Origin of the sequence: Falsiroseomonas ponticola (assembly GCF_016805305.1) — a bacterium.
Lineage (GTDB): Bacteria > Pseudomonadota > Alphaproteobacteria > Acetobacterales > Acetobacteraceae > Falsiroseomonas > Falsiroseomonas ponticola.
In genome coordinates this window covers 433943-448877 of sequence record NZ_JAERQN010000001.1, presented here as the reverse complement: position 1 = coordinate 448877, position 14935 = coordinate 433943, and the positions used below count along the sequence as shown (strand labels likewise).

The 14935-nt window shown below is 71.7% G+C and carries 15 protein-coding genes; 9 read left to right on the top strand and 6 right to left on the bottom strand.

Annotated features, from left to right (window positions below; genetic code table 11):
* Positions 1–74: 74 nt before the first annotated feature.
* The 9 genes from JJI54_RS02160 to JJI54_RS02120 all read left to right on the top strand — a co-directional run bounded on the left by JJI54_RS02160 (position 75) and on the right by JJI54_RS02120 (position 7408).
* Positions 75–1034 (top strand): sodium-dependent bicarbonate transport family permease, encoded by a 960-nt coding sequence (locus JJI54_RS02160; protein ID WP_318987432.1) that lies wholly within the window; start codon positions 75–77, stop codon positions 1032–1034.
* Between the two features lie 2 nt (positions 1035–1036).
* A complete protein-coding gene (locus JJI54_RS02155; RefSeq protein ID WP_203070478.1) occupies positions 1037–1339 on the top strand; it encodes a P-II family nitrogen regulator in 303 nt (100 codons plus the stop codon).
* Positions 1340–1355: 16 nt separating this feature from the next.
* On the top strand, positions 1356–1964 hold the full coding sequence (locus tag JJI54_RS02150) for a carbonic anhydrase (RefSeq protein WP_203070476.1): 609 nt from the start codon (positions 1356–1358) through the stop codon (positions 1962–1964).
* Positions 1965–2004: 40 nt separating this feature from the next.
* The gene (locus JJI54_RS02145) at positions 2005–3033 is read left to right on the top strand and encodes a DNA recombination protein RmuC (protein ID WP_318987431.1); all 1029 of its coding nucleotides are present in this window, start codon (positions 2005–2007) and stop codon (positions 3031–3033) included.
* A complete protein-coding gene (locus JJI54_RS02140; RefSeq protein ID WP_203070475.1) occupies positions 3030–4280 on the top strand; it encodes a NupC/NupG family nucleoside CNT transporter in 1251 nt (416 codons plus the stop codon). The genes JJI54_RS02145 and JJI54_RS02140 overlap by 4 nt, the downstream gene beginning before the upstream one ends.
* Complete coding sequence (locus JJI54_RS02135; RefSeq protein ID WP_203070474.1) at positions 4277–5398, top strand: hypothetical protein; 1122 nt, start codon at positions 4277–4279, stop codon at positions 5396–5398. Before JJI54_RS02140 ends, JJI54_RS02135 begins: the two co-directional genes overlap by 4 nt.
* A complete protein-coding gene (locus JJI54_RS02130; protein WP_203070473.1) occupies positions 5395–5775 on the top strand; it encodes a RidA family protein in 381 nt (126 codons plus the stop codon). The genes JJI54_RS02135 and JJI54_RS02130 overlap by 4 nt, the downstream gene beginning before the upstream one ends.
* 7 nt (positions 5776–5782) lie before the next feature.
* The gene (locus JJI54_RS02125; protein WP_203070472.1) at positions 5783–7129 is read left to right on the top strand and encodes an aspartate aminotransferase family protein; all 1347 of its coding nucleotides are present in this window, start codon (positions 5783–5785) and stop codon (positions 7127–7129) included.
* Between the two features lie 84 nt (positions 7130–7213).
* Positions 7214–7408: a CsbD family protein gene (locus tag JJI54_RS02120; protein ID WP_164694878.1), complete on the top strand. Its 195-nt coding sequence runs from the start codon at positions 7214–7216 to the stop codon at positions 7406–7408.
* A 166-nt stretch (positions 7409–7574) separates the two neighbouring features.
* On the opposite strand, the gene rpsO is transcribed toward JJI54_RS02120, so the two are convergent.
* From rpsO to nusA, 6 genes are all read right to left on the bottom strand, one after another.
* Complete coding sequence (rpsO, locus tag JJI54_RS02115) at positions 7575–7847, bottom strand: 30S ribosomal protein S15 (protein WP_203072292.1); 273 nt, start codon at positions 7845–7847, stop codon at positions 7575–7577.
* 22 nt (positions 7848–7869) lie between these two features.
* Complete coding sequence (truB, locus tag JJI54_RS02110) at positions 7870–8865, bottom strand: tRNA pseudouridine(55) synthase TruB (RefSeq protein ID WP_203070471.1); 996 nt, start codon at positions 8863–8865, stop codon at positions 7870–7872.
* Positions 8862–9353, bottom strand: coding sequence for a 30S ribosome-binding factor RbfA (gene rbfA / locus JJI54_RS02105; protein WP_203070470.1), 492 nt, complete (start codon positions 9351–9353; stop codon positions 8862–8864). Before rbfA ends, truB begins: the two co-directional genes overlap by 4 nt.
* An 85-nt stretch (positions 9354–9438) precedes the next feature.
* Positions 9439–12426 (bottom strand): translation initiation factor IF-2, encoded by a 2988-nt coding sequence (gene infB, locus JJI54_RS02100; RefSeq protein ID WP_203070469.1) that lies wholly within the window; start codon positions 12424–12426, stop codon positions 9439–9441.
* Positions 12427–12549: 123 nt separating this feature from the next.
* Entirely contained in the window at positions 12550–13254 is a 705-nt protein-coding gene (locus JJI54_RS02095) for an RNA-binding protein (RefSeq protein WP_226381341.1), read from the bottom strand.
* A 37-nt stretch (positions 13255–13291) separates the two neighbouring features.
* The gene (nusA, locus tag JJI54_RS02090; RefSeq protein WP_203072290.1) at positions 13292–14929 is read right to left on the bottom strand and encodes a transcription termination factor NusA; all 1638 of its coding nucleotides are present in this window, start codon (positions 14927–14929) and stop codon (positions 13292–13294) included.
* Positions 14930–14935: the final 6 nt, after the last annotated feature.

Below are 14935 nucleotides of genomic sequence, written 5' to 3'. Positions count from 1 at the left end.
ACGCTGTCAGCACCCCATGACTGGCCGCCTGCCGGACGATCCACCGGCCGGCGCCACCACCCCGGAAGGCGCCCGTGCCCGACATCCTCTCCCTGCTTCCGCTGCCCGTGATGTTCTTCATCCTCGGCTTCGCCGCCGGTCTGCTTCGCGCCGACCTGTCGATCCCGGAGGCACTGGCCCGCGCCCTTTCCATCTACCTGATGATCGCGATCGGCCTGAAGGGAGGCGCGGCACTGGCCAGCCCCGGGGCGACGGATGGGCTGTGGGCGGCGCTCGCGCTCGGCATCGGGCTGTCCTTCCTGCTGCCGCTGCCGGCCTTCCTGTTCCTGCGCGGCGCCCTGCGGCTGGAACGGGAGACGGCGGCAGCCATCGCCGGCCATTACGGCTCGGTCTCCGTCGTCACCTACGCCGCCGCGGCCGGCACGCTGGCGACACTCGGCGTCGCGCCGGAAGGCTTCATGCCCGCCATCCTGGCCGCCATGGAAACGCCGGCCATCCTGACGGCGCTGCTGCTGGCAAGGCTGGGCGCCGGGCCCGGCCAGCCGCGCCTGAACGCGGGCAAGCTGGCGCATGAGGTGCTGCTGAACGGGCCGGTGGTGCTGCTGCTCGGCAGTTTCCTGATCGGTTTCATCGCCGGCGCGCCCGGGCGCCAGCAACTCGCCCCCTTCACCGAGGCCCTGTTCCCCGGCGCGCTCTGCCTGTTCCTGCTGGAGATGGGGCTGATGGCGGTGCGCCAGCTTCGTGCCGGAGGCGGGGGCCTGTCCCCGGGGCTCGTCGCCTTCGGCATGGCGATGCCGCTGGTCGGTGGCACGGCGGGGCTGCTGGGCGCGCAGGCCATCGGCCTGTCGACCGGCGGTGTCGCGCTGATGGCGGTGCTGTCCGGTTCCGCCAGCTACATCGCGGTGCCGGCCGCCATGCGCCTGGCCTTGCCGCGCGCCGATGCGGGCGTCTATGTCACCCTCTCCGTCGCCGTGTCCTTTCCCTTCAACATCCTGGTGGGAATCCCGCTCTGGGTGAAACTGGCCGGGGGCTGACCATGCATCACCGCAAGCGCATCGAGATCGTCGTGGAGCGCGTCCGCGCTGACGATGTCACCGCCCTGCTCGACCGTCTCGGCGCCACGGGCTGGACCATTCTGCCCGTGCTGTCCGGCCGCGGGCGGCGGGGCGTGCGGCTTGGCGGCGACCTGTCCGGCGTGCTCGACAACGTCGTCATCCTCTGCATCGCCAGCGAGGCGGTGACGGCGCGCGTGCTGGACGCCAGTGACGAATTGCTGGGCGCGCGCCCCGCCATCGTCAGCATCACCGACTGCACCATCCTGCGCGCCGACCACTTCTGAACGGGGCCCCGTGCCGATGCAGCGCCTCCTCGACGGCTACCGGCGATTCCGGGAGGACACCTGGCCCCAGCAGCGCGCGCGCTTCGAAGCCCTGGCCGCGCAGGGCCAGCGCCCGCGCACGATGATCATCGCCTGCTCCGACAGCCGCGTGGACCCGCAGATGATCTTCGCGGCCGCGCCGGGGGAGCTGTTCATCGTCCGCAACGTCGCGAACCTGGTGCCGCCCTACATGCCGGACGCCGCCTTCCACGGCACCAGCGCGGCGGTGGAATTCGCCGTGCGCGTGCTGGGCGTGCGGGACCTGGTGGTGATGGGCCACGCGCTGTGCGGCGGCATCCGCGCGCTGCGGGAGGGCGTGCCGCCGGAGGCCGGGGACTTCATCGCGGGCTGGATCAACATCGCCGCCCGCGCGCGGGAAGCGGGCCTCAGCTGCGACACGCCGGAAGCCGCGCAGGAAGCCTGCGAGCATGAGGCGGTGCGCATCTCCATCGCCAACCTCATGACCTTCCCCTGGGTGGCGGCGGCGGTGGCGGCGGGCACCCTCACGCTGCATGGCGCGCATTTCGGCGTCGCCACGGGGCGGCTGGTGCTGATGGACGCCGAAGGGGCTTTCGCGCCGGCCTAGGCGCCGTGCGACACTCGCCCCGACGAATCGGGGGATTCCGGTGCCGGACTGGCTGCCCATCGCGCTGATCGCCGGCATCGCGGCCCTCGCGGTGCTGCTGCTGATGCTGGCGCTGCGCGGGCGCGCCGCCGAACGCATGGACCGCATCGCATCCACGCTGGATGCCATCACCGCTGCCCAGGAACGGCTCGCCGCCCGCACCGACGAAAGGCTGCGGGAGCAGGAGAGGGCGCTGGGCCAGCGGCTCGACGTCGCCGCCGAACGGACCCAGGCGACGGCGAGTGCCATCCAGCAGCGCCTTTCCGTCATCGACAGCGCGCGCCAGAACATCGAGGCGCTGGGCGGCCAGGTCACCTCCCTCGCCGCCGTGCTCGGCAACAAGCAGGCGCGCGGCGCGCTGGGGGAGGTGCAGCTGCGGGACCTGGTGCAGGACCGGCTGCCGCCTTCCGGCTTCGCCTGGCAGCACACCCTGTCCAACGGCACGCGCTGCGACTGCCTGATCCGCCTGCCCTTCCCGCCGGGGCCCATCGCGGTGGACAGCAAGTTTCCCCTCGAGGCCTGGGCCGCGATGCAGGAGGCGCCGGACGCCCCCGCCCGCAACCTCGCATCCCGGCGTTTCGCCACCGACATCCGCCGCCACGTCGATGATATCTCGAAAAAGTACCTGATCCCCGGGGAGACGGCGGAGGGCGCGCTGATGTTCCTGCCCTCGGAGGCGATCCACGCCGCGCTGCTGGCCAACCACGGCGACCTCTTCGCGGAGGCCGCGCGGCGCGGCGTGCACATCGTGGGCCCTTCCAGCTTCTGGGCCGTGCTCAACACCATGCGCGGCCTGCTGCGCGACGCGCGGCTGCAGGATGAGGCGCGGCGCATCCGCCAGCAGGTGGAGGCGCTGGCGGAGGAGACGGCGCGGCTGGAGCGCCGCGTCGGCGCGCTGCGCGGCCACTACGCCGCCATGGCGCAGGACATGCGCGACATCGAGGTGACGGCGGAGAAGATCGCGCGCCGCGGTGACGCCATCCGCGCCCTCGACATCCCCGACGACACCAGCCGAAGGGCCGCCGAATGAGCTTTCTCCAGTTCCAATCAGGCGTGGGATTGCTCGCGCTGGCGCTGCTGGCCTGGGTGCTCGGTGGTTGCCGGCGCGGCGTGCCCTGGCGCGTGGTCCTGGCAGGCCTTGGCTTGCAGATCGTGCTGGCGGCCGCGTTGCTGCACATCCCGCCGCTGCGCGAGGCCTTCGCACTGCTCGGCCGCGTCGTCGATGCGCTGGCGGCGGCGACGCGGCAGGGCACGAGCCTCGTTTTCGGCTATCTCGGCGGCGGGCCGCTGCCCTTCGCGGAACCCTTTCCCGGCGCCGGCTTCATCCTGTTCTTCCAGGGCCTGCCGCTGGTGCTGGTGGTCGGCGCGCTCTCCGCCCTGTTCTACCACTGGCGCATCCTGCCGGTGGTGGTGGCGGGCATGGCGCGGGTGCTGACGCGCACGCTCGGCATCGGCGGCGCCACCGGCTTTTCCGTCGCCGCCAATGTCTTCGTCGGCATGGTGGAGGCGCCACTGCTCATCCGCCCCTGGCTGGCGCGGCTGACGACCAGCGAGATGTTCGTGGTGATGACGGCGGGGCTCGCCACCATCAGCGGCAACATGCTGGTGGTCTATGCGCTGATGATCGCGCCCGTGGTGCCGGATGCGGCGGGGCAGTTGCTGGTGGCGTCCCTGGTGGCCGCGCCGGCATCCATCGTGGCCGCCCTGCTGATGATCCCGCCAAGGCCGGGGGAGGTGCCGGACGAGGCCGAGGCCGCCGATGCGCCCCGCCTCTACGACAGCGCGATGGAGGCGGTGGTCCGCGGCACGATGGACGGGCTGCAATTGCTGTTCGGCATCATGGCCATGCTGATCGTCTTCGTGGCGCTGGTGGCGCTGGTGAACATGGTGGTGGAGCCCATCACGGGGCTGACCCTGCAGGTGATCGCCGGCTGGCTGTTCTGGCCCATCGCCTTCGCCATGGGCGTGCCGCTGGAACACGTCCCGACCGTCGCGCAGTCGCTCGGCATCAAGGTCGTCGTGAACGAGTTCGTCTCCTACCTCCAGCTCGCGACGAGTGGCGGGCAGGGGCTGGATGCCCGGTCGCGCCTGATCCTGACATATGCGCTCTGCGGCTTCACCAGCTTCGGCTCCGTGGGGATCATGCTGGGGGGCATGACGGCGATGGTGCCGGAACGCCGCGCGGATATCGTGCGGCTGGGGCTGCCCGCGCTGGTGGCGGGCTTCATCGCCTGTTGCATGACGGGGGCCGTGGTGGGGATGCTGGTGGCGCCGTGACGGAGCCACCGGCCGCGCTCCGCCAGGCGTTGCTGCCGGGGGAGGAGATCCGCTGGCATGGTCGCCCGGCCGCCACGGAGGGGATGGGCTGGGGCATCGGCCTGTCGCTGTTCGGCATTCTCTGGACCGTGCTGGTCGCGCGGGCGCCCACGGACCGCGCCATCTTCATCAACAATGTCCCGATCGACGACCCGGCGACGCGGCTTGCGGCATGGATCCTCTTCCTCGTCGTCGGCATCGCGATGAGCTGCGCGCTCCCGGTCCTGATGATGGTTTTCCGTCGCACGACCTATGCGGTCACGGACCGCCGGGTGCTGGAACTGATGCGGCTGCCGGTCATCGGCAGCCTGCACAGCTATCTGCCCGCGCGCATCTGGGGGACGGAGCGGGCCGACAAGCGCGGTGCGGAGGCGGCAGGGCAGCTCGATATCCTGCGCCGCGCACCGGCGGGACAGCGGGACGGCGCCGGCGGGGCGCTGGTCCGGTTCTTCGCCATCCAGGACGACGTTGCCGCGCAGGCCGCGGTCCATGCGCTGGTGGCGGCGCCCCGGCCGACGATGCGGGGCGCAGCAGGGCCGGCGCCGGATTTGCAGGCGCTCTTCGCCCCGACGCTCCGGCCTGGCGAGGCACTGCTCTGGGCCGCGCAACCCGACCGGGCGCGCTATGCCTGGGCCACGCTCGTGCCCTCGGTGCTGATCCTGTTCTTCTTCTCACCGGTCTTCGTCGCGGTGTTGCACGACCAGTTCAACGATCCCATCGCGATCGGCTACGGCGCCTTCCTCCTGGTGGCGCCGGGCCTCGCCTGGCGCCGGGCGTCCTTCACCGCCTATGGCGTCACGACGGAGCGCGTCATCGTGCTGGATCGCCGCCCGGCCCGCAGCATCAGGACGACCTGGCCGCTGGCGGCGATCGAGAGCATCGAGCGGACCTGGCCGCTGGCCGGGACCGGCAGCCTCGCGGTGAGGCACATGCGCGACCGGGATGCGGAGGGCCATCCCGCCAGGCTGGTCCTGCGCGCCCTGCCCGATGCCGCGGCGGCCGAGGCCGCGCTGCTCGTGGCGCTCGATGGGCCAAGGCGTGACGAGGCCGCTCGATCGCGCCAGGATGCCCCGGCATGATCTCCTTCATCGACCAGCCCGAACCCGGCAGCGCCCGCCCCTTCAGCCGCGCCGCGCGCGCCGGCGGCCTCGTCTTCGTCTCCGGCCATTCCGCGCCGCATGACCCCGCCCGCGGGGTGCATCGCGGCGCGACGCCGGCGGAGGAGGTGCGGAACGCGCTGGCCGAGGTGGCGCGCATCCTGGCGGAGGCCGGGTCGAGCCTGGAGCGCGTGGTGCAGGTGACGATGCTGATCACCGATCCCGCCGACTACGCCGCACTCAACGCCGAATACGTGAAGCACTTCCCGAACGGCCTGCCCGCCCGCCACACGGCCCGCTTCGGCGTGCCGACCGAGGCGCGCGTCGCCTTCTCCTGCATCGCGCTCGTTGGAGACTGATCACGCCATGCGTTCCCGCCTTCTCCAGCGCAACCTGCGCGTCGATCCGCCGCTGGCCCTGACGGGGCAGGGCATGTTCATCCACGATTCCAACGGCAAGGCGGTCATCGACGGCTCCGGCGGCGCCGCCGTCGCCTGCCTCGGCCATGGCCATCCCCGCGTGCTGGAGGCGATGCGCGCGCAGATGGATCGCCTCAGCTACGCGCACACCGCGCTCTATTCCTGCGAGCCCGCTGAACAACTCGCCGACCTGGTGCTGGAGGGCGAGCCGGGCGGGCTGACCCACCTGTATCTCTGCTCCTCCGGCTCCGAGGGCGTGGAGGCCGCGCTGAAACTGGCGCGGCAATACTTCGTCGAGATCGGCCAGCCAAACCGCCGAAAATTCATCGCGCGGCGGCAGAGCTACCACGGCAATACCCTCGGCGCGCTGGCCGCCGGCGGGAACATGATGCGGCGCGCCATCTACCAGCCGATCCTGTCGGACGCCTTCCACCACGTCTCGCCCTGCTACGCCTATCGCGACCGGGCGGCGGATGAATCGGATGCCGACTACGTCGCGCGCCTGGCGGCGGAGCTGGAGGCGGAGTTCCAGGCGCTCGGCCCCGATACCGTCGCGGCCTTCATTGCGGAGCCTGTGGTGGGCGCGACGCTCGGCTGCGTCGCCGCACTCCCCGGCTATTTCCAGGCCGTCCGCGCCATCTGCGACCGCCACGGCGCGCTGCTCATCCTGGACGAGGTGATGTCCGGCATGGGCCGCACCGGCACCATGCATGCGTGGGAGCAGGAGGGCGTGCCCCCCGATATCCAGGTCGTCGCCAAGGGTCTCGGCGGGGGCTACCAGCCGATCGGCGGCATCATGATCGGCGGCCGGATCATCGAGGCGCTGCGGGATGGCTCCGGCGGCTTCATGCATGGCCATACCTACCAGGCGCATCCGATCGCCAGCGCCGCCGCGCTGGCCGTGCAGCAGGTGATCCGGGAGGAGGGGCTGCTCGACAACGTCCGCGCCATGGGCGCGCTGCTGGAACAGCGCCTGGTGGAGCGGCTCGGCAACCATCGCCATGTCGGCGACATCCGCGGCCGCGGGCTGTTCTGGTGCGCGGAGTTCGTCGCCGACCGCGCCAGCAAGGCGGTCTTCGACCCCGCGCTCAAGCTCAACGAGCGCATCAAGCGGGAGGCCTATGAGCGGGGCCTGGCCTGCTACCCCATGGCCGGCACGATCGACGGCAAGCGCGGCGACCATGTCATCCTCTCGCCCCCCTACATCGCGAATGCCGCGGATATCGAGGCGATCGTGGCCCGCTTCGGCGATGCGGTTGATGCCGCCATCGCCGGACTTCCGCCAAGTGGTTGAAGTGTAACGGGGGAACCCCCCGCTTGAACGCGCGTTTTTGCCCTCGAACCGGCCATCGTGGCCGGGCAAGAGGAGAACGCGACCATGGACAAGGACCGTATCGCCGGCGCCGGCAACCAGGTGAAGGGCAGCATCAAGCAGGGCGTCGGTGAGCTGACCGGCGACGCGAAGCTGCAGGCCGAGGGCATGGCCGACAAGGCGAAGGGCAAGGCGCAGAGCGCCGTCGGTGGTGCCAAGGACGCGGCGCGTGACGCCGTGGACGGCAAGGACCGCGTCTGACCTGACGACGGTCCAGGCCCGTCTCGGGCCTGGCGGATGGGGTCCGGGGAAGGCAGCGCCTTCCCCGGCTCCCGCCCACGAAAAAGGCCCCGGGAGTTCCCTCCCGGGGCCTTCTTCATGCCCGCCTCGCGGCGGAAATTGCTGTTCGCGCGCCTTACGGCACGACTCAGCGGCGCAGGCCGAGGCGCCCGATCAGGCTCTCGTAGCGCTTCACGTCCTTCTTCTTCACGTAGTCCAGCAGGCCGCGGCGCTGGCCGACCAGCACCAGCAGGCCGCGCCGGCTGTGGAAGTCCTTCGGGTGGGCCTTCAGGTGCTCCGTCAGCATGGCGACGCGCGCGGAGATCAGGGCGACCTGGACCTCCGGGCTGCCGGTGTCGCCCGGCTTGGTGGCGTATTCCTTGATCAGGGCCGCGCGGGCCTCTGCCGTCATGGTCGACATCATCGATCCTTCCAGGTGCGGGTTAAGCCTCGTCCCTGACCTGGATCCAAGGGCCGTCGGGATGGCCGAGCTGGATCAGCCGCTCGGGCTGCATCCAACCGCCATCCAGCCGGCACAGGCCGAGGAGACGCTCCCCCGCCATCGCGCGCAGCAGGCCCCCTTCGGGGTCCGCGTCGCGGGGAATCCTGCCCATGAGGTCCACCAGGCTGATGGCCTGGCCCTGCATGAGGCGGGTGGCCTCCTCTCCATTGACGGCCAGTGCCGGGATGTCGGCCAGCGCGGTCGTCACGGGAAGAAGAAGGTCCGGGGAAGGGGACGGCGTATCGCCGGTTCCGAGCAGGCTGTCCAGGGAAATCGCATGCGATTCCCGGAAGGGTCCCACGCGCAGGCGGCGTAGCGCGGTGATGTGGCCGACGGAGCCCACCGCCTTCGCCACATCGCGCGCGAGGGAGCGCATATAGACGCCCTTGCCGCTTTCGACATGGAAGATGGCGGTGTCGATGTCCGGCCGCGCGATCAGGTCGAAGCGGTCGATCCGCGCGGGGCGGGGCGCGATCTCCACCGCCTGGCCCTCGCGCGCCAGGTCATAGGCGCGCTCGCCGCCGATCTTGATGGCGGAATAGGCGGGGGGAACCTGCATGATGTCGCCGCGGAAGCGGGGCAGCACGGCCTCGATCTCGGCATCCGTGGGGCGGATGTCGCTGGTGGCGGTCACCTTGCCATCGGCATCGTCGGTGTCCCGCGCCTCCCCGAACCGCAGCGTGAAGTGGTAGCTCTTGGTGCCGTCCATGACGTAGGGCACGGTCTTGGTCGCGGCGCCGAAGGCGACGGGCAGCAGGCCGGTGGCCAGCGGGTCCAGCGTGCCGCCATGGCCCGCCTTCTGCGCCTGGAAGGCGCGCTTCACCTTGTTGACCACATCCGTGGAGCCGATGCCCGACGGCTTGTCCACGATCAGCCAGCCATCGAGCGCGCGGCCCTTCGGCTTCTTGGGGGGACGGTGGCGGTTGGGCGGGCTCACGATTCGTCTTCGTCCTTGGTGGCGGGCTTCGGCGCCAGGTCCTGCTGCACTTCCGGCCGCTGCATGACCTTGTTGATGTGCATGGCGTAGTCGAGCGCGGTGTCGGGCTGGAAATGCAGTTCCGGCGCGAAGCGCAGCCGCACCGCCTTGCTGACCAGCGTCCGCAGGTAGGGCGCCACCCGCTTCAGCCCGGCATGCTGCGCGGCCGTCAGGTCCTTCCCCAGCCCGCTGACGAAGGCCGTCATGTGCCGCAGGTCCGGGGAGGCGCGGACCTCCGTCACGGTCACGTGCAGCCCGGCCAGGTCGGGGTCGCGGAATTCCTCCCGCGCGAAAATGGCGGAGAGCGCGTGGCGCACCTCCTCCGCCACGCGGAGCTGGCGCTGGGACGGGCCCTGCGGCGCGTCGCGCTTCGTGGCGGGCCTGGCGTCGCGGCGCCCGGCGCCGCGGTCCTTGTCCGTGGTGGTCGCATTCCCGGTTCGGCGGGCCATGCTGGTGTTCCTCAACAATCGAACGGGCAAAGCAAAGGGGCGCGGCGTGTCCGCCGCGCCCCCCTGATGGCCCAGGCCTGTGGCGTCAGAGCGTGCCGGCGACCGTCTCGGTCTCGTAGCACTCGATCTGGTCGCCGACGCGGATGTCGTTGTAGTTGGCGAAGGACATGCCGCATTCGTAGCCGTTGGTCACTTCCTTCACGTCATCCTTGAAGCGGCGCAGCGTGCTGAGCTCGCCCTGGTGGATGACGGTGCCGTCGCGCAGCAGGCGGACGCCGCAGCCGCGCTTGACCACGCCTTCGGTGATGCGGCAGCCCGCCACGTTGCCGATGCGCTTGACCTCGAAGACCTGCAGGATCTGGGCGTAGCCCAGGAACTTCTCCCGCTGCACCGGCGCCAGCTTGCCGCGCACCAGCTCCTCGATGTCGTCCGCCACCTCGTAGATGATGGAGTAGTAGCGGATCTCCACGCCGTCGCGCTGCGCCAGTTCCCGCGCCTGGGTGGTGGCGCGGACGTTGAAGGCGACGATGACGGCGTTGGACGCCTTGGCCAGCTGGATGTCGCTTTCGGTGATCTGGCCGACGGCGCTGTGCAGGACACGGACCCGCACCTCGTCGTTGCCCAGCTTGCCGAGCGTGACGCCGATGGCTTCCGCGCTGCCCTGCACATCCGCCTTGCAGACGACGGCCACTTCCTTCTGCTGGCCCGCCTGGATGCGCGCCAGCATGTCGGTCAGGCTGCCGCGGCCGGCGCTGATCGCCGCCACCTGCTTCTCCCGCAGCTTGCGCGTGCGGAATTCGGAGATCTCGCGCGCCTGCGTCTCGTCCTTCACCGCGACGAAGTTCTCGCCGGCGGTGGGAACGCCCGACAGGCCCAGGATCTCGACCGGCAGGGACGGGCCGGCTTCCTTCAGCTGGCGCGCCTTGTCGTCCAGCATCGCGCGCACCCGGCCCCATTCGGCGCCGGCCACGACGATGTCGCCCGTCCGCAGCGTGCCCTTCTGGACCAGCACCGTCGCGACGGGGCCGCGCCCGCGGTCGAGGCGGCTTTCGATCACCGTGCCTTCCGCCGCGCGGTCCGGATTGGCGCGCAGGTCCAGGATTTCCGCCTGCAGCGTGATGGCCTCGAGCAGCTTGTCGAGGTTCAGCTTCTGCGTGGCGGAGACCTCGATCTCCTGCGTCTCGCCGCCCAGGCTTTCCACCACGATCTCGTGCTGCAGCAGTTCCTGCTTCACGCGTTCGGGGCGCACGCCCGGCTTGTCGATCTTGTTGATGGCCACGATGATCGGGACGTTCGCCGCCTTGGCGTGGCTGATCGCCTCGATCGTCTGCGGCATCACGCCGTCATCCGCCGCCACGACCAGCACGACCATGTCGGTCACGCTGGCGCCGCGGGCGCGCATGGCGGTGAAGGCCGCGTGGCCCGGCGTGTCGATGAAGGTGACCTTCTCGCCCGACGGGATCGTCACCTGGTAGGCGCCGATGTGCTGGGTGATGCCGCCGGCCTCGTGCGCGGCGACGTCCGCCTTGCGCAGCGCGTCCAGCAGGCTGGTCTTGCCGTGGTCGACATGGCCCATGATGGTGACGACCGGCGCGCGGGGCTCCAGGTCGACATCCGTGTCCTCGTCGCCCTCGATGCCGATCTCGACATCGCCTTCCGCCACGCGCTTCACGCGGTGGCCGAATTCCTGGACGATCAGCTCCGCCGTGTCGGCGTCGATGGACTGCGTCAGCGTCGCCATCACGCCCATGCGGAACAGGGCCTTCACCACCTCGCCGCCACGGGCGGCCATGCGGTTCGCCAGTTCCTGCACGGTGATGGTTTCCGGCACCACCACGTCGCGGACCACGCGCTCGGCGCCGGAGCGCAGGCGCGCCAGCTCCTGCTGCCGCCGCTCCCGCTCCCGCGCGCGGCGGACGGAGGCGATGGAGCGCGTGCGCTCATCCTCGCCCTCGATCGCGGCGTTGACGTCGATGCGGCCTTCGCGGCGGCGGTCGGAGGGCGTCAGCGTCTTCTTGGGCGGCGGCGCGACCGGCTTCTTGGCGCCGGGCGGGCCCACCATGCCGGGGCGGCGGACGGGGCGTGCATCCTCGTCATCCTCCCGCGGCGCGCGGGCCTTCAGCGTCAGCTTCGCGGCGGGCGCATCCGGCGGCGGCACGTTCGGGGCCACGTTGGGCGGCGCGCCGGGCGGGCCGGCCGGGCGGCGCGGGCCGATCGAGCTCGGCACCGGGCCGGGGCGGCCGGTGCGCAGCGGCGGCGCCATCGGGCGCGGCGGGCCGCCGGCCCGATCGCCATAGCCGGGGCGCGCGCCGAAGCCCGGGCGCGGGCCGGCATCGCGGGACGGGCCATCGCCCTGGCGGGGCGGCGGGCCATCGCGGCGGGGCGCCGGGCCGGCGGGTTCCGGCCGGCGCGCCATCGGCGCGGGCGGGGCCTGCGGGCGGGGCGGGGCCACGGGCTGGGCCGGCGCCGGGGTGGGGGCGGCGGGGGCGGCGGCCACGGGGGCGCTTTCCTCGACCGGGGCGGGCGGCGGCGCACGGCGCGCTTCCTCGGCGGCGCGGCGCGCCTCCTCGGCGGCCAGGCGCTCCTCATCCTCGGCGCGGCGACGCTCCTCCTCGGCGCGGCGGGCCGCTTCCTCGGCGGCGGAGCGCAGCTGGAGCGCCTGGCGCTCCCGCTCCTCCCGCTGGCGCTGCGCCTCGACGCGGCGCTGCTCCTCCAGCACGCGCTGGCGCATGGCGACTTCCGCCTGCGTCAGCGGGCGGCCGGCCGCGGCGGGCGGCTTGCCGGCCGGGGCGGCATTGCCCGGGCGCGGCGGCCCGCCCACGGCGGGGCGAGGCCCGCTGGGCTGGGCGCCGGCCGGCGCTGCGGCCGCCGGGGAAGCACCCGGCTTCGCCGGGGCCACGGTTGGGGTGGGGGCGCGCTTCTTCAGCACCTCCACCTGCACCACCTTGCTGCGGCCATGGCTGAAGGACTGGCGCACGCTGCCAGCGTCCACCGTCTTGCCCAGCTCCAGGCGGCCGCCGGGCCGGAGGGAAAGCCGGCCCTTTGCCGCATCCTGGTCGTTCTGGTCGCTCATCCGCCGATCCGAACCCGATCTCTCGTCCGTCATGTCTCGCCGCGTGTTGAACGCGGCACCCTGTGCAGTCCGCGCAAGCGCGGGTGAAGTCGGTCCCCGCCCCGGCGAACCGGGGCGCGGTATTCAGTCCCCGGCCTCGGCCGGGGGGTCCGTTGCCTCGGGCGGCGCGCCCGGCGCGTCCCCCTGTCTTGGCCCCGCGGCGGCAACGCCCGCGAGCCGTGCGGCTTCCACCGCGATTCCGTCCGCCAGCTTCCCTGGCGCGATCACAACATGCACTGCCCGGTCCCGTCCGAACAGCGCCCCCAGCTCCGCCGCCGTCAGCGGCGCCACCGAAGCGACGCGCCGCAGGCCGAGGAGCCGTTCCCGCTCCGCCAGGCTGCCATCGGAAGCCTGGACCACCAGGCCGGCATGTCCGGCCTGCAACCATTCCCGCGCCGCCTGCCAGCCACTGACAGCCTGCCCGGCGCGACGGGCGAAGCCGATGAGGTCGCGGACGCGCCCCCGTAGGCCGTCCTCGATCCGCGCGCGAAGGTCAGGGGGCACGTGCACCGAACCGCGCGATGCCTTGGCAAAGGCCCCACGGGTCGCGGCACGTTCTATCACATCGGCCTTCGCGCTCAACCACATTCCCCGGCCCGGCAGGCGCCCGGCCAGGTCGCAGACCACCAGGCGGTCGGGCGAGAGCACGAAGCGCAGCATCGCCTCCTTCGCCAGACGCTCCCGCGTCACCAGGCAACGGCGCAGAGGGCCCTTCTCGGGCTCCTCCATGTCATCGCCCGGATCGCCGGGCCCGGCCGCCGGGAAGGCGGCCTGGTCCTCGGCCAGCATCGCCGGGGCGCCGGTTCCGGCCGGGTGCCGCGGCGTGTCAGGCGTTGCGCTCGTCGCCCTGCTCCCCATCCGCGGCGTCCTCGCCGGCGCCTTCTTCCGTGCCCTGGTCATCGCCCTCGGCCCCCTCGGCTTCCGCCTGGGCGGCAAGCGCGCCGACCACATCCTCATCGCCGAACCAGCCCGCGGATTGCCGCGCGGCGAGGATCACGGCATTCGCCGTCTCCTCATCCACCGCATCCGCGCCCAGGATCTCGATCAGCTCGTCGCCCGCCAAATCGGCCAGGTCATCGAGCGACTTCACGCCCTTCTCGCCCAGCGCCACCAGCATGGCGGGGGAGAAGCCGCCGACCTCGGCGACCGCGTCCTCCACCCCCATCTCGCGACGCTTCTCGTCCAGTTCAAGGTCGCGCTTGTCGAGGAAGGCCTGCGCGCGGCGCTTCAGCTCCGCCGCGACATTCTCGTCGAAGCCCTCGATGCCCGCGAGTTCCTCGTCATCGACGTTGATGATGTCCTCGATGGAGCCGAAGCCCTCGGTCACCAGCAGGCCGGCGATCACATCGTCCACGTCGAGGCCTTCGACGAAGAGGCCGGAGCGCTTGCGGAAATCCTCCTGCCGGCGCTCGCTCTCCTCGGCCTCCGTCAGGATGTCCACGTCATAGCGCGTGAGCTGGGAGGCGAGGCGGACATTCTGGCCGCGGCGGCCGATGGCCAGGCTGAGCTGGTCGTCCGGCACCACGACTTCCACGCGCCGCGCATCGTCGTCCAGCACCACCTTGGTGACCTCGGCGGGGGCGAGGGCGTTGACGATGAAGGTCGCCTGGTCCTGCGACCAGGGGATGATGTCGATCTTCTCGCCCTGCAGCTCCTGCACCACGGCCTGCACGCGGGAGCCCCGCATGCCGACGCAGGCGCCGACGGGGTCGATGGAGCTGTCGCGGGAGATCACGGCCATCTTGGCGCGGGAGCCCGGGTCGCGCGCCACCGCCTTGATCTCGATGATGCCGTCATAGATTTCCGGCACTTCCTGGGCGAAGAGTTTTGCGAGGAAGCCGGGATGGGTGCGGCTGAGGAAGATCTGCGGGCCGCGCGGTTCCTCCCGCACGTCGTAGATATAGGCGCGGACGCGGTCGCCGTTCCGGAAGGCTTCGCGCGGGATGGTCTCGTCGCGGCGCAGCAGGGCCTCCGCGCGGCCGAGATCGACCATCAGGTTCCCGTATTCGGTGCGCTTGACGACGCCGTTGATGATCTCGCCGACGCGGTCCTTGTACTCGTGGTATTGCTTGCTGCGCTCCACCTCGCGCACGCGCTGCACGATCACCTGCTTGGCGGTCTGCGCGGCGATGCGGCCGAAATCGATCGGCGGCAGCGGATCGACGATGAATTCGCCGACCTGGATGCCGGGCTTGATCTTCTGGGCGATGCGGAAGGAGAGCTGCGTCGCCTCGTTCTCCACGGGCTCGGCTTCCACCACCTCCGTCCAGCGGGAGAGGCGGACCTCCCCGCTCTTGCGGTCGATGGTGGCGCGGATGTCCTTCTCATGCCCGTATTTGGCGCGGCCGGCCTTCTGGATGGCCTGCTCCATCGCCTCGAGCACCTCGTCGCGCTCGATCATCTTCTCCCGCGCGACCGCATCGGCCACCTGCAGGAGTTCCGGGCGCGCGATCGCGACATCCATCGCCAT

What these genes read in the sequence shown, in the direction of transcription:
- rbfA (WP_203070470.1), bottom strand. Translation starts at nt 9,353, where the DNA reads ATGGCCCGCCGAACCGGGAATGCGACCACCACGGACAAGGACCGCGGC.
- infB (WP_203070469.1), bottom strand. Translation starts at nt 12,426, where the DNA reads ATGAGCGACCAGAACGACCAGGATGCGGCAAAGGGCCGGCTTTCCCTC.
- JJI54_RS02155 (WP_203070478.1), top strand. Translation starts at nt 1,037, where the DNA reads ATGCATCACCGCAAGCGCATCGAGATCGTCGTGGAGCGCGTCCGCGCT.
- JJI54_RS02095 (WP_226381341.1), bottom strand. Translation starts at nt 13,254, where the DNA reads ATGCTGGCCGAGGACCAGGCCGCCTTCCCGGCGGCCGGGCCCGGCGAT.
- JJI54_RS02140 (WP_203070475.1), top strand. Translation starts at nt 3,030, where the DNA reads ATGAGCTTTCTCCAGTTCCAATCAGGCGTGGGATTGCTCGCGCTGGCG.
- JJI54_RS02120 (WP_164694878.1), top strand. Translation starts at nt 7,214, where the DNA reads ATGGACAAGGACCGTATCGCCGGCGCCGGCAACCAGGTGAAGGGCAGC.
- JJI54_RS02125 (WP_203070472.1), top strand. Translation starts at nt 5,783, where the DNA reads ATGCGTTCCCGCCTTCTCCAGCGCAACCTGCGCGTCGATCCGCCGCTG.
- JJI54_RS02150 (WP_203070476.1), top strand. Translation starts at nt 1,356, where the DNA reads ATGCAGCGCCTCCTCGACGGCTACCGGCGATTCCGGGAGGACACCTGG.
- JJI54_RS02130 (WP_203070473.1), top strand. Translation starts at nt 5,395, where the DNA reads ATGATCTCCTTCATCGACCAGCCCGAACCCGGCAGCGCCCGCCCCTTC.
- rpsO (WP_203072292.1), bottom strand. Translation starts at nt 7,847, where the DNA reads ATGTCGACCATGACGGCAGAGGCCCGCGCGGCCCTGATCAAGGAATAC.
- nusA (WP_203072290.1), bottom strand. Translation starts at nt 14,929, where the DNA reads ATGGATGTCGCGATCGCGCGCCCGGAACTCCTGCAGGTGGCCGATGCG.